This window comes from Pantoea sp. C2G6, from assembly GCF_051336815.1.
GTDB lineage: Bacteria > Pseudomonadota > Gammaproteobacteria > Enterobacterales > Enterobacteriaceae > Pantoea.
In genome coordinates this window covers 270,370-284,440 of the sequence record NZ_JBGMNJ010000004.1, presented here as the reverse complement: position 1 = coordinate 284,440, position 14,071 = coordinate 270,370, and the positions used below count along the sequence as shown (strand labels likewise).

11 protein-coding genes and 1 riboswitch are annotated in these 14,071 nt (G+C 56.6%); of the genes, 3 read left to right on the top strand and 8 right to left on the bottom strand.

Annotated features, from left to right (window positions below):
• The first annotated feature begins 1,896 nt into the window (after positions 1 to 1,896).
• A complete protein-coding gene (locus ACCW71_RS08710) occupies positions 1,897 to 2,076 on the top strand; it encodes a general stress protein (protein WP_436370786.1) in 180 nt (59 codons plus the stop codon).
• A gap of 373 nt (positions 2,077 to 2,449) precedes the next feature.
• On the opposite strand, the gene clcA is transcribed toward ACCW71_RS08710, so the two are convergent.
• Both clcA and ACCW71_RS08700 read right to left on the bottom strand, forming a co-directional pair.
• Positions 2,450 to 3,835 carry a H(+)/Cl(-) exchange transporter ClcA gene (gene clcA, locus ACCW71_RS08705; RefSeq protein WP_436370785.1) on the bottom strand — a complete coding sequence of 462 codons (1,386 nt, stop codon included), beginning with the start codon at positions 3,833 to 3,835 and terminating at the stop codon, positions 2,450 to 2,452.
• Positions 3,836 to 3,943: 108 nt separating this feature from the next.
• Positions 3,944 to 4,240, bottom strand: a complete 297-nt coding sequence (locus ACCW71_RS08700) for a YicS family protein (protein ID WP_436370784.1) — start codon at positions 4,238 to 4,240, stop codon at positions 3,944 to 3,946.
• A 158-nt stretch (positions 4,241 to 4,398) separates the two neighbouring features.
• Between ACCW71_RS08700 and ACCW71_RS08695 the strand changes: the two genes are divergently transcribed.
• Together ACCW71_RS08695 and ACCW71_RS08690 are read left to right on the top strand one after the other, a co-directional pair.
• Positions 4,399 to 5,619 carry an FAD-dependent oxidoreductase gene (locus ACCW71_RS08695; protein WP_436370798.1) on the top strand — a complete coding sequence of 407 codons (1,221 nt, stop codon included), beginning with the start codon at positions 4,399 to 4,401 and terminating at the stop codon, positions 5,617 to 5,619.
• A 158-nt stretch (positions 5,620 to 5,777) separates the two neighbouring features.
• On the top strand, positions 5,778 to 7,553 hold the full coding sequence (locus ACCW71_RS08690; RefSeq protein ID WP_436370783.1) for a sensor domain-containing phosphodiesterase: 1,776 nt from the start codon (positions 5,778 to 5,780) through the stop codon (positions 7,551 to 7,553).
• A gap of 41 nt (positions 7,554 to 7,594) precedes the next feature.
• Here ACCW71_RS08690 and ACCW71_RS08685 read toward each other — a convergent pair whose 3' ends face one another.
• The 6 genes from ACCW71_RS08685 to ascF all read right to left on the bottom strand — a co-directional run bounded on the left by ACCW71_RS08685 (position 7,595) and on the right by ascF (position 13,925).
• Positions 7,595 to 8,530: an ABC transporter substrate-binding protein gene (locus tag ACCW71_RS08685; RefSeq protein ID WP_436370782.1), complete on the bottom strand. Its 936-nt coding sequence runs from the start codon at positions 8,528 to 8,530 to the stop codon at positions 7,595 to 7,597.
• Between the two features lie 23 nt (positions 8,531 to 8,553).
• Positions 8,554 to 9,312: an ABC transporter permease gene (locus ACCW71_RS08680; protein ID WP_436370781.1), complete on the bottom strand. Its 759-nt coding sequence runs from the start codon at positions 9,310 to 9,312 to the stop codon at positions 8,554 to 8,556.
• On the bottom strand, positions 9,309 to 10,049 hold the full coding sequence (locus ACCW71_RS08675; protein ID WP_436370780.1) for an ABC transporter ATP-binding protein: 741 nt from the start codon (positions 10,047 to 10,049) through the stop codon (positions 9,309 to 9,311). Before ACCW71_RS08675 ends, ACCW71_RS08680 begins: the two co-directional genes overlap by 4 nt.
• A complete protein-coding gene (gene tenA / locus ACCW71_RS08670; RefSeq protein WP_436370779.1) occupies positions 10,046 to 10,747 on the bottom strand; it encodes a thiaminase II in 702 nt (233 codons plus the stop codon). Before tenA ends, ACCW71_RS08675 begins: the two co-directional genes overlap by 4 nt.
• A gap of 70 nt (positions 10,748 to 10,817) precedes the next feature.
• A riboswitch (TPP riboswitch) is annotated at positions 10,818 to 10,920 on the bottom strand.
• Positions 10,921 to 11,004: 84 nt separating this feature from the next.
• On the bottom strand, positions 11,005 to 12,435 hold the full coding sequence (locus tag ACCW71_RS08665) for a 6-phospho-beta-glucosidase (protein ID WP_436370778.1): 1,431 nt from the start codon (positions 12,433 to 12,435) through the stop codon (positions 11,005 to 11,007).
• A 17-nt stretch (positions 12,436 to 12,452) separates the two neighbouring features.
• On the bottom strand, positions 12,453 to 13,925 hold the full coding sequence (gene ascF, locus ACCW71_RS08660) for a PTS cellobiose/arbutin/salicin transporter subunit IIBC (protein WP_436370777.1): 1,473 nt from the start codon (positions 13,923 to 13,925) through the stop codon (positions 12,453 to 12,455).
• Positions 13,926 to 14,071 lie beyond the last annotated feature (146 nt).

The window sequence follows — 14,071 nt, the reverse complement described above, 5'->3', positions numbered from 1 at the left end:
CCATAAAAAATATATTTTTACAATGCCAGAGGTGCGGCGGGCGATTGTATCAGAGCCCATATAACAAGTAAATTTAAACTCTCAGTAATGTTTATTTTATTTAACTGCTTATTTTAAACGAAAATTCATTGCTGATTTTTTGATAAAAACTAAAAAGTTAAGCCTAAAAATAAAGCTGTCATTCAATAAAGAGACGTTTTGAAATAATTAAGGTTCGAATGAAAATCTCAATTTTAGTCATTTCTCAGGCAACTCGTTCACTTCCAGGCTTATCTCTCCGCGTCATTTTATTCCATGTCTGTATCTTCGTCATCGCTTAACCGACCCGAGTATCATAATGCCGCAGCGGGAGAGGCTCAGCAGACAGTGGGTTGATCCGATACACCGCCATTTATGCCTCCGAAGGCTGGGCAAAGGCCCATGCCTGGACTATTTCAGTATTTAAATGCCTCACTGTTGATAAAACGGATTGTCAGAATAGTCCAGTTGCCTGTTGTATTGATGAAACCAATGTGAATTATTAACAATGTTGTCATAACTCAATAATTAGTGTGTTATGCATTCCTGCTTTTTATAATTTTATGGTATTTACAGGTCGGCTTATGTGCATAAGCAGATTTAAGCGTTAAAAAATAGATTATGTGGTTGTTTAATATAACCATTAATAAGTCAGGCACTTCCAGACTTTAATTTTTGGCACAGTAAACAAAAAATGGTATAACAAATCAGCAGCGCTGCGCCTTGTTACTTCAGGATGAAAAAATTTTTTGGGGTTAAAAATATGGAAATGTTGACTCATGCGCAATGTGGAATGATTGCTGGTGCAAATGGACACAGTAACTACGAGAGTGGAGGCAGTAAAGGCATCAATGCGGGCCACACTTCCTATGGCAGGCAGGGTAACGGATTTGTTGGTACTCAATCAAACGGTTTGGATTTGGGGTCTGTAATCAGAGATAACCCATGTGCAGCAAGCATTGTCACTGGTGTTGTATCAGGTTCAACTTCATGGGGTGGAGTAGCAAGGGGTATTGTCGCAGGGGCAATAGCTTGTGCTGCCACCGGAAATGGAAATGGCGGGGGGACAGGGAATGACTATGGCGGACAGTGTACCTGGTAGGGAAAAGAGGGTAAAGAATGCTTGTATTATCCCTGGGATACTATCAGCCACTGCTTTACTAACTTCGGTAAATATTTTCCCTGATGATGGATGGATGGGTTTTCTACCGAGTGAAGTTGCAAAGTTTTTCGTAATTATATTTTGTTCTTATGGCGGCATTTCCATCTGTAAAGACCTGACCCTTTACTTCATGAAGAGAAAAGGGGAGTAAGGCTACCGTACTAACATAGCCTCGCTTCGGCGGGCTTTTTTTGTGTCTGTAGGACCCGATAATTCAAGGGGAAAATAATGGCTGAGCCAGGGAAGCAGCAACCGCTAACCGCAAAACGAGGAGGCCGCGCAAAGTCATTGCGAACCACTCCCGTCGCTCTGTTGCTGGCGCGGCATGAACCTTTCACGGGCTTAGCAGGCTGATGCCGCCGCGATGAGGCACTCACTCTCCCAGGGTAAGCCAACCGGCCAGCAGTGCACCGCTGCGTTTTACACTGCATTTAAATTTTTAATGAAAAGTAAGAATATGTTAATCCGCGCCTGATGTGAGATTAATAATAATGCGCGGTAAGTTATTAGGCGAAGTAAAATTTTTCCGCTTGCCGTTTTGCTTATTAACTGCGCTTTGTCGCTTCGGCTAAATATAATTGGTTATGAAGTTGTTGTAATAGACTTGCAGCCCGTTAAGGTCTGGCTAGACTTATCACTGCAACACGAAAACGGCTGGCGTAATAGAATTATGCTGGTTGCCATTAATCAAATGACAATATGTTCAGGAGGAAATTATGGCCGAGCATCGTGGTGGTTCCGGTAACTTCGCAGAAGATCGTGAAAAAGCATCTGAAGCAGGTAAGAAAGGCGGGCAACATAGCGGCGGTAACTTCGCTAATGACCGTGAGAAGGCTTCAGAAGCCGGTAAGAAAGGTGGCCAAAACAGCCATGGTGGTGGACGCAAGTCCGACTAAAAAGGCGCTCAGGCGTACTTTTTAACCATCAGCCCCGGCATTTTTGCCGGGGCCTGTTATTATCAGCATTACTGTTATCTCTCCGTTATTTCCTTAAGTACTCCATTTCTTTATTCAATCTCCCTCTTTTTATTCCGCTTTTACGCTCCGTCTGGTTTTAGCTAAATAATAGTGTTATTTCATGCTGCGTTATTTTCTTGTTTTTACTGGCCGAAATAAAAGCACCAGCTTAATGCGTTTATTTTTCTGATCGCTGGATAAGTGATAAAGATTCATTGCGTGAGCTTTAGCGCACCCGTTCTGGGTAGAGGTGTAACAAGATTTGTTACCCTGAGCGGGGCCGCAGGGTAACAAATCAGGACAGGCCATCCGGTTATGGGCGGGCCGCCTCCTGACGGGCCAGCGTCCGTGCCAGAATCGAGGAGTAGAGCGGTTTGCCGCCGAGGAACTGCGCCAGCAACGTCGCACCGAGACAGGTGATGATCATCGGTAAAATCAGCTGATAGTTATCGGTCATCTCCAGCACCAGCACAATACCGGTAAGCGGCGCACGCACCGACGCCGCGAACAGCGCGCCCATGCCAGCAATCGCGAAGGTACCGGGTTGCAGCTGATAAAACGGAAACAGCGCCATCATCGCAACCCCAAACGCGGTGCCCAGCAGCGTGCCTAACGCCAGCATCGGGGCAAAAATACCGCCCGGCGCGCCTGAACTGAAACAGAGCAGCGTCGTAAACAGCCTGACCACAAAAATCACCAGCAGCAGCGAAAGGGGGAACACGCCGTGTACCGCCTGCGGGATCAGCGCTGAACCTCCGCCTGCGCCGGGCGCGAACAGCAACGCCATCACGCCACATCCTCCGCCCAGCAGAGCACCTGCCATCAGGACACGCGCTGTTTTACCGGCATACAGGCGTGCAAACAGATCCTGAGTGATAAAGATCATGCGGTTAAACAGCACACCCACCATGCCGATGATCATCCCCAGCACCAGGTAGAGCCACAGCGTCTCTGTCGGGGCGTCCGCCAGCTTACCGACGGAAATCACCGCCTGTTCACCGTTAAAGCAGCGGAACACAATGCTCGCCATGATCACGCCGGTAAACACCGCTTTAATCGAAATCAGGTTATAGCGGAACTGCGGACGCATCTCTTCAATAATAAACAGAATGCCCGCCAGCGGGGCGTTGAACGCCGCCGCCAGACCGGCCGCAGCACCGGTTGCCAGCAATGTATGACGCGCTTCATTGCTGCGCATCCCGATGATATCGATGATCATGCGGCCGATATTGCCCCCCAGCTGCACGGTCGGTCCTTCCCGACCCAGCACCATACCTGCACCCAGCGTGCCCAGGCCACCGAAGAACTTCACCGGGATCACCCGCCACCAGCGTACCGGTCGCAGCTCTTCCAGCGCTCCTTCAATTTCAGGAATGCCGGAGCCGCCCGCTTCAGGCGCAAAGCGTTTCACCAGGTAATAGCCGAACATCGCCAGTACTGCGGAGATGGCGAAGGCAGCAACATAGAGCGACCAGCCGTTAAACTGGGCCGGGGTCAGGGTATCGGCGCGCCACTGCTGTATTGCATCGACGGCGCGGGCAAAGGCCACCCCCGCCAGCCCAACCAGGCTGCCGACCAGCGCGGCGCAGACCAGCATCGCCAGCGGGGTTTTATCACGATAGAGAAGCGCGCGGAACATCCGGCTGCGCGCGGCAATAGTGCGGGGAACATAAACCGGCTGCGGTGATTCTTCATTCATTGAGAGTCATTCTTATTAAACCAGACCAGCCATCTAGTCTACTGAGTGGATCAGGGAAAACAAAATGCCATGATCAATGAATGTTTTAGATCTTATGTCATTCCACACTCAGCTGGCGTGGGGTGGACATACCACTTGCGCGATACGTTCGCGGTAGGCTGGCTTATCCTGGTTCTTTAACGCCTGAGCCGCGGCGATCAGTGACGCCTTATTCTGTTCATCGTTAAGGAACAGCTGGCGCAGCGCCTCATCGGACAGCTCCGGCGGAAGCTGGCATTTCTGCCGCAGGTCCTGAACGATCTGCTGCTGACGCAGAGCAAAGCGCAACGTTTCGTAGGGCGCGGCGCTGGTCAGCAGCGGGGCGCTGAATAAGAGAATCAGCAGGGCATGGCGGATCACGTTCATGATGAGCACCTCCGGGAGAACATCGGGCCTGATGGGGTTTCAGTGAGTATAATTCACCCTGGCTGACTCGCCTGAACAGAGCACCATCGACCGACTGCGGCAACGTCGCCATGTTGGACCTATTTATCATCGCCATGCTGGCGCGACAGGGAGCTGACATGCAGCCACATTCCACTGAAATTATCACCGCTGATTGCGCGATTGTGGGCGGCGGCCCGGCGGGTTTAATGCTCGGCTATCTGCTGGTCCGCGCTGGCCTGCGCGTGGTGGTGCTGGAAAAGCACGCCGACTTTCTGCACGACTTTCGCGGTGACACCATTCACCCCTCCACGCTGGAGATCATGCATCAGCTCGGTCTGCTGGAAGCGTTTCTCACGCTGCCGCATCAGCGCGCCGAAAAACTGGAAGCGGAAATCGCCGGTCAGAGCGTCACGATGGCGGATTTCTCCCGACTGCCGGTGCAGTGCCGCTTTATCGCCTTTATGCCGCAGTGGGATTTTCTCAATTTTATGGCGCAACAGAGCGCCCGCTATGCGGGGTATCGCCTGCTGCAATCGACCCAATTCGAGGCGCTCTACTCTGAACAGGGTGTGGTGCGCGGCGTCACGGCGTCGCGCGGCAGCCAGCAGCTCCATATCCGCTGCCCGCTGGTGGTGGGCGCGGATGGTCGTCACTCCAGGGTGCGGGAAGCGGCAGGGCTGACCGGGCAGGCGTTTGGCGCGGCGCGGGATGTCATCTGGTTCCGCCTCAGCAGACAACCGCAGGACCCCGATCTGGGGATGGGGCATAAAGGCCCGCGGCAGAACTTTATCGTTATCGATCGCGGCGACTACTGGCAGTGCGGACTGACCATCCCCAAAGGCGAATTCGAAACGAAAAAAGCGGCCGGGCTGGAGGCTTTCAAAGCGGAAGTGGGGGCGCTGTCACCTTTTGGCGTGGCGCGCATGGCGGAACTCAGCAGCTGGGAGGCGTTCAGTCTGCTGTCGATACGCATCGACCGGCTGGATAAGTGGGCGAAACCCGGCGTCCTCTGCATTGGCGACGCCGCCCATGCCATGTCACCGATTGGTGGCGTGGGGGTGAATCTGGCGATCCAGGACGCGGTGGCCGCGGCGAATATCCTGACCGCTCCGCTTCAGGCCGGGGAGCTGCAACTGCGCGATCTGGAGAAGGTGCAGAAGCGCCGGCAATTTCCTACCGTCGCGACCCAGTATCTGCAAATCAAAATGAGCCGTAACAAGGCCAGACGAAAAACGACCCAGGGCAGTAAAGTTCCTGCGATAATCCGCCGCCTGCCGTTTCTGCGTTTTCTGCTCGGTCGTCTGATTGGTCTGGGCTTCCGTACGGAATCGCCGCAGGTTGTGCGCGTAAAAGATTGACGTAAATGCTTTCGACAGCGATTAAATATCGTGCGACACTGTTTCGCTGTGAAAGTACTGTCAGATTGAGCCGCTATTTATCTGATAATTGGGCGCTAATTGAGCACTATTGAGCTAAATTATTTTTCGGTTTTTGCGCCTGCATAGGAGAGGCTTCAGTGCATAACGAGCAAAATGGCAGTGACGTAAAGCGTCTCAGTGCGATTAAAGCACTTCTGTCGCCAGATGAGACCCGGGATGAAGTGCTGGAGAGGTTTGTCCATCTCGCCAGCCAGGTGTTAGGGATTTCAGGCAGCTTCATTTCGATTGTTGATGACCATAATCAGTACATCAAGGCGGCCCGGAATTTCGATCTTAAACAATCGACCCGTGAGCAGTCACTTTGTCGGCACGTGATTGATGGCGACGGTCATCTGGTGATTTATGACACCCTGCTGGATGCGCGTTTTGTCTCGCACCCTTTTGTGACAGGTGATCCCCACATCCGGTTTTATGCCGGTGTGGCGTTACAGAACCTCGACGGCGCGATGCTGGGTACGTTGTGTGTGACGGATACCCAGCCCCATCCCTTTTCCGAGGATCAGCTCGCGACGCTGAGATCGCTGGCGATGCTGGTCACTTCTTTCCTGGAAGCCTGGAATAACGCCGGTTTTGTTGATGTGATTACGCATCTGCCCAATCGCCCCCGCTTAATCCGCGACATTCAGCAACTGACGCTGATTGCGCCACACAGCCGTTTCCGCCTGATCCTGCTGGACTGCATCGATATTCCCCGCGCCTATGAGCTTTCGCGCGCGGTGGGAATTGCGCCGATGGAGAAGTTGTTAAAACAGATGGCGCAGGATGTGGCGCAGCGGCTGAACCTGCCCGCGGAGGAGACGCTCTATAGCTTCGCGCCGGGTCGGTTCGCCATAATTCAGCCTTATCTGGGCGGCTATACGCCTCACAGCATGATCGACCTGTTCAACGGCATGAAGGCGGATCTGGCCGAAAATATCACCCTGGACCTCGATGTTTTCATCGGCGAAAGTGAATTTGTGCCGGCCCGGATGGATGCCAACGAAACGGTACGCCAGGCGGTCAGCGCGCTGCACAAGGCGATCGATGAAGAGGTTGGCGTGATGTCTTTCGACGAGAGTTACGACACGCGGCGTAACGATGATTTTATGATCATGAATGACCTCGCCCAGGCGCTGAACAAAAATGAAGAGCTTTACCTGGCCTGGCAGCCGAAAGTGTGCCTGAAAACCGGTAAAACCGTCGGGCTGGAGGCGCTGATCCGCTGGAACCATCCCGAGCGGGGCGAGCTTTTTCCCTCAGAGTTCATTCCGCTGGCGGGTAAAACCAACCTGATCTCCGATCTGACCAACTGGGTGATCGATCATGTGGTGGAGCAACTGGCGCGCTGGGATCGGGAGTACAGCCTGATCCCGGTTTCCATCAACGTCAGCGAACGTGATTTCGCAAAAGCGGATTTTGCCAGTCAGCTGGTGGCGAAATTAGAGGCCGCCCGTTTGCCGACCGCTATCCTCGGTATCGAGTGTCTGGAGAATGAGCTGATCACCAAGAGTGACGTGGCGATTAAAGGGCTGGAAGCGCTGAAATCGCACGGCTTTGTCATCTCGCTGGATGATTTCGGCACCGGCTACAGCAATATCAGCTATTTGCAGGATATTCCGCTGGATGTGATTAAGATCGACCGCTCGCTGATCTCCCGGATGGGCGAAGATGACGCCTCCCGGATCATCGTCAGATCGATTATTCAGATGCTGAAAGAGCTGAACTACGTGGTGCTGGCGGAAGGTGTGGAGACAGAAGCGACGCTGGCCTTACTGAAAACCTACGGTTGCGATCAAATCCAGGGCTACTTCTTCTCTAAACCGCTGCCGGCCAGCGACATCGAACACTGGCTCTATCCGAAATCCCGCCTGTAGGCGGTTCTCCGGCCCGCGGCTTTAACGGCGGGCCGGCTTCCTCACTCGCTGTCGACGGCGTAACGCTCGACCGGGGTCACGGTTTTAACCAGTTTATTATCAAACAGAAACTGCTCATACGCCTGATAGCGTGCGCGATCCAGCTTTGCCGGGTCGCGGGCGAACAGCGGCAGTGAGGCACGCCAGGCCTGATGGTTTAACGGCGTGTTCAGCTGCGGATAGGCGCGGGCAAAGGCCTGCCAGTTCGCTTCGGGATGCGCCTGTAGTTCAGCATTTCCCTTCTTCAGCGCCCGCATAAATTTTTTAATCTTTTCTGCGTGGGCCTCATCACGGTTGGCGACGATGATCAGTTCGTCATAGGCCGGCACGCCATAATCTTCCACATTGAACACCACCGGATCTTTGCCCTGCAATTTCATCTCCAGCGCTTCGATATTGCGATAGCCGCCAATCACCGCATCGACTTTACCGGTCAGCAGCGCACTGGTGAGCTGAAAGTTCACGTTGACCAGCTTCACCTGATCGGCTTTAACGCCATCATGGTTCAGCATGGTCGCCAGCGTAGCCTGCTCAATACCACTGACCGAATAGCCGATGTTTTTCCCTTTCAGATCGCCCGGTTTTTTTACTGCCTTATCCAGGGTGATCAGCGTGTTCAGCGGGCTATTGATCAGGGTGCCGACCCGAACCAGCGGCAAGCCCTGATCGGCGAAGAAATGAAGCTGCGGCTGATAGGTAATGGCTAAATCGGCCTGCCCGGCCGCCACCAGACGCGGCGGCAGCGCCGGATCGGAGGGCGGAACAATAGTGACCGCCAGACCTTCCGCCGCAAACGCGCCACTCTGCTGCGCCACCATGATGGGCGCATGGTCGGGATTGATATACCAGTCGAGCACCAGCGTCAGCTTTTCCATCGCCTGAACCTGACTGGCTAAGCTGGCGCTGAAGATCAGGGTAAACAGCGAAATTTTAGTCATGCTTTTTCTCGTAAGTTAAGGGATTACGGGCTTTCAGGGGCCCAGACAATCAGGCGACGGAGCAGGGCGTTGACGATCAGCCACAGCAGCAGCGTCATCAGCACCAGGATAAACAGGGCGGCAAAACAGAGGTCACTTTGCATCCGGGCGTTGGCGTTGAGCATCACGTAGCCGAGTCCTTCAGCCGATCCGACCCACTCGCCAATAATCGCGCCAATCGGCGCCACCGCCGCCGCCATGCGCAGGCCCGACGCCAGCGCCGGCAGCGCGGCCATCAGCCGGACGTGGCGCAGTTGAGCGCGGCGTGATGCGCCCAGCGTGCGCGCCAGATCGAGATAGCCGGGGCTGACGCGGCGCAGGCCGTCAAAAAAGGCGGAAGTGACCGGGAAGAAGATCACCAGCACCGCCATCGCCACTTTGGCGCTCATGCCGAAGCCAAACCACAGCACCAGCAGCGGAGCCAGCGCGAACACCGGAATCGCCTGACTGGTGATGACCAGCGGCATCATCCAGCGTTGCAGCCAGGGCGAAAAGGTCATCCCCAGCGCCAGCAGCGCACCCAGCAGCACGCCAAGCGCCATGCCGCTGAGGATTTCGCTCAGGGTCATCAGGCTGTGGTAGCCGAGATAGCTGGCGTTTTGCCACAGCGCCACGGCCACCGCTGCCGGTGAGGGCAGCAGAAAGGCGGGAATCGAGGTCAGCGTCGCAAGCCACCATAGCGCAATCAGTCCGGCAGAGAGGGTCAGCCCGCGGCGCAGCGCGGTGAATTGATGGCGGTTCATCCGGCCACCCTGGTCAGCTGTTGCAGCAGCGCCGCCTGGCTGCGGAGCAGGCCGATGTCATCGGCTGCGCGCGGCGGCTGACCGGCCAGCGGTGGAGAGGATTCGATGCCCGCTTTGCCAATCACCAGCAGGTGGTGGCTGAGCCGACAGGCTTCCGCTGGGTCATGGGTGATCAGCAGTACGGTGTGACCGGCCAGCACTTCAGCGGCCAGCGTCTGGATGCGGGCGCGGGTCAGGGCGTCCAGCGCCGAGAAGGGCTCATCCATCAGCACGATCGGCTGACGGCTGTAGAGGGTACGGGCCAGCGCGGCGCGCTGCCGCATCCCTCCCGACAGCGTGGCGGGCAGGGCGCTGGCGTAGCGCGCCAGTCCTACCCGCGCCAGCAGATGGTGCGCCCATTCGCGGTCGGCTTTTTCCCCCCGCAGGCGACTGGCGAGGCAGACATTCTGCTCCACGGTCAGCCAGGGATAGAGTAAATCCTGCTGGCTCATCCAGGCGATGCGTCCGGCCAGCGGCAGGCCGTCGCTGCCGCTGATCTCTCCGGCGGTCGGCTCTGCCAGACCGGCAATCACCCGCATCAGGCTGCTTTTACCGACCCCGCTGGCCCCCAGCAACGCGGTAAACGTCCCGCCAGCGATCTCCAGACTGAGCTGGCTGAACAGCTGCTGCTGACCCACCCGCAGCGAGAGCTGGCGAATCGAAATGCCGGGCGGCGCTTCGGCGCAGGCGGGGATCACCGGCTGCTCCCCGTATCCGCGGCGTGACGCAGGCCCATTTGCCAGAAAGCGGACTCCAGCTGCGTGGCGGTGGTGAAGATCGTCGCCAGCCGATCGAAGCGTTGCTCCCCCGCGCACTGCCGGGCCAGGTTTTCAAACAGCGACAGCGAGGCGCGCACCCCGGAGAGATAGCCCTCGTCACCATAATTTTCAATCCAGGCGGCGTAAGGATTGCCGGTGAAGCGGGTATCGGGATGCCGGAGCAGCGTCAGGCCGATTTCCGCGTAACCGGCGACGCACGGCATCAGCGCGGTGAGCAGCTCCAGCGCATCTCCACTGTGGCCGACATCCAGCACGTAGCGGGTGTAGTTAAGGGTTTCCATCGCCTCAGGCTGGCTCACCACGTCCGCTTCATCGATTCCCCACTGCTGGCAGTAGCGGAGGTGCAGCGGCAGTTCGCTGACGATGGCATTAAGTGATGCCGCCGCGCTGCGCAACGCGGCGGGGTCCGAGAGTTTGCTGACCAGCAGGCCATAGGCGCGGGCGAAGTGCAGCAGAAACAGGTAGTCCTGGGTCAGGTAGTGGCGAAAGGCGGCGGCGGGCAGGGTTCCCTGACCGAGCTGCTGCACAAAATCATGGGTGACATAGGCGTGCCAGTGCGCGCCCGCCTGCTGGCGCAGACGGCCATAAAAACCGGTGTCGAAAAGCGGATGTGACATAGGATCTCCATTCATCAGGGAGATCCGGGCATACGGTCTGGAACAGGGAAAATCGCAGGAGATGAAGCAGAGCATGCTGCCGACCCGTCCCTTCGCTGGCATGACCCAGATCAGGTTCAAAGGGTTCGGCTTACGCCATCTCAGCCCATAACAGGACACCCCTCGGAGAGAGCTGTTATACGATAATTACCGCCGGAGTACAACGCCAGCCGCGCGGTTCACTAAAAGGGCTGCATGACGGGCATAACGTGACAACGTCACTCAAGATCCTCGCCGTTGCTGGCGATCACCTTCTTATACCACCAGAACGATTTTTTCCGCGTGCGCGCCAGCGTCCCGTTACCGCGGTCGTCACGGTCCACATAGACAAAGCCGTAACGTTTGCTCATCTCGCCGGTTGACGCCGCCACCAGGTCGATACAGCCCCAGCTGGTGTAGCCCATTACCGGTACGCCGTCAGCGATGGCGTCGCCCATCGCCCGGATATGCTCGCGCAGGTAGCTGATGCGATAGTCGTCATTGATCTCGCCGCTGGCGCTGATCTCATCGTGCGCGCCCAGGCCGTTCTCCACCAGAAACAGCGGCTTCTGGTAGCGGTCATACATCATGTTCATGGTGATGCGCAGCCCCAGCGGATCGATGCCCCAGCCCCATTCGCTGCGTGGCAGATGGGGGTTAGTCAGTGATTTCACCACGTTGGCGGCGCTGCTGTTCTGCTCATTCATCTCCGCAGAGGCGCAGCGTGAGGCGTAATAGCTGAATGAAACAAAATCAACGCTGTTTTTGAGGATCTCCACATCGCCGTCAGCGATCGCCAGGGTGACGCCCTTGTCCCGGAAGAGTCGGGCGGCGTAGCGCGGATAAGCCCCGCGTGCCTGGACATCGATAAAGAACAGGTTTTCGCGATCTTTCTCCAGCGCCGCCCAGACATCTTCCGGTTTGCTCGACCAGGGATAGAAATTGCCGCCTGCCAGCATACAGCCGACCTGATTGGCCGGATTGACCTCATGCGCGATGCGGGTCACCAGCGCGCTGGCCACCAGCTCATGGTGCGCCGCCTGATACTTGACCTGCTCCCGGTTCTCCCCCGGCGCGAACACCAGCCCGGCCCCGGAGAACGGGCTGTGCAGCAGGATATTAATCTCGTTAAAGGTCAGCCAGTATTTCACCAGACCATCAAACGCCTCAAAGCAGCTGCGGGCATAGCGGGCAAAAAAGTCGATCATTTTACGGTTACGCCAGGAGCCATACTCCGTCACCAGATGCATCGGCACATCGAAGTGGCACAGCGTCACCAGCGGCTCGATCTGATATTTGCGGCACTCTTCGAACAGCGCACGATAAAAGGCGATCCCTTCCGGGTTTGGCGTCAGTTCGTCGCCGTTGGGATAGAGCCGGCTCCAGGCAATCGAGGTGCGGAACACGCTGAATCCCATCTCCGCCATCAGGGCAATATCCTGCGGATAGCGGTGATAAAAATCGATAGCGTCATGGCTGGGATAGAACTCCTCCTCACGCAGCGTCAGGCGTGGCTCCAGACCCAGCTTGACCGCCATCCGATCCGGCCCCAGCGGGATCATATCGACGGTGGTTAAACCCTTTCCGCCTTCGCGGAATCCGCCTTCAGACTGGTTAGCGGCCAGCGCTCCCCCCCATAAAAATCCCTGCGGGAACCTTGATTCAGACATGTCATCCTCTTTGCGGGTCAGTGCGACCCTTTGGTCACGATTGATACGTTATTTGCTTCAGTGATGGGCGCGGCCTGTTGTGCGCCAGCAGGCTCCGGTTCTGCCTCTGTCTCTGGAATATCCTCAAAACCCAGCAGCAGGGTCAGCACAAAGGAGAGCACCACCGAGAGCACCATCACCGCCCCGACCCAGACAATGCTCATTGGATGGGTCGGATCGAAAAACTGCACGCTGGTAAACAGGCCCGGTGAGGCCATCGAGTGGCTGGCCAGCCCGCCGATGCCCGCCACCGCGCCGCAGATAAAGCCGCTGATCAGACAGGCGATCAGCGGACGCTTCAGGCGGATAGCCACGCCATAGAGCGCCGGTTCAGAAATTCCGGCGACAATCGCTGACGCTGCCGCCGCCAGCGCGGTCTGGCGCAGTTCGCGGTTTTTGGTGCGGAACGCCACCGCCAGCGAGGAGCCACCCAGCGACAGGTTGGCCCCGATCTCGGACGGCATCACCATGCCCTCTTTACCGGTTTCGGCGATGGTCTGGATGATGGTCGGGGTAAAGACCCGGTGCATACCGGTCATCACCAGCAGCGGCCAGAGTGCGCCCATGATCGCCACCGACAGCCAGCCCAGATAGCCATGTACGCTGTAAACCAGCGCCGAGATGCCGCTGCCGATCCAGATGCCAATCGGACCGATCAGCAGAATGGCTATCGGCGCGGCGATCAGCACGATCAGCATCGGCTTGAGGAAGTTTTTAGTCACGGCGGGCGTGATGCGGTCCACGCCGCGCTCGATGTGGGAAAGTATCCAGGTCATCACCAGCGCCGGGATCACCGTGTAGGTATATTTCACCGCTGTCACCGGAATACCGGCGAACACCACCGCCTGACCCTGTGCCGCTTTCGCCATCAGCTCAATAAAAGCGGGATGCACCAGCACCCCGGCGATGGCGATTGCCAGTGACAGGTTGGTTTTGAACTTCAGCGCGGCAGAGGCCGCCACCATCACCGGCAGGAAGAAAAACGCGCCGTCGCCAATCACGTTGAGGATCACCAGCGTTGAGGAGCCTTTCTCAAACACCCCGGCCATATCCAGGATCATCGCCAGCAGCTTGACCATCGACCCGCCAATAATCGCCGGAATCAACGGTGACATGGTGCCGATCAGCGCGTCAAGAATGCCCGCGCCGATGCCTTTCAGGCTGATTTTGCGTTTTATCGGTGTGGCGGGCGTGCCGTCGGGCGATCCCAGCGCCAGCACCGCCTGATAAGCCTGCGAGACCTCATTGCCAATGATCACCTGGCACTGGGTGTCGTTGTGGACCACGCCCATCACGCCATCGATCGCTTTCAGCCGCGGAACGTCGATCCGGTTGTCATCTTTCACCACGAATCGCAGTCGCGTCATGCAGTGAGTTATTGCAGTGATATTGGTGAGGCCGCCTAACGCATCGACGATAGCGCGTGCTACCCCGTCATAATTTCTGGGCATGGTCGCTCTTCTCTGTAGGGTAAATCGGTCAGAATTATTATGTTTTTCACGCCTGCGGGCAGACGAATAGGAAACCGGTTTCACAAAATCATGGAGGGCTTTTTGGTGGCCGACAAGCGTTAAAATTGATCACTTCTGTTTTTTGT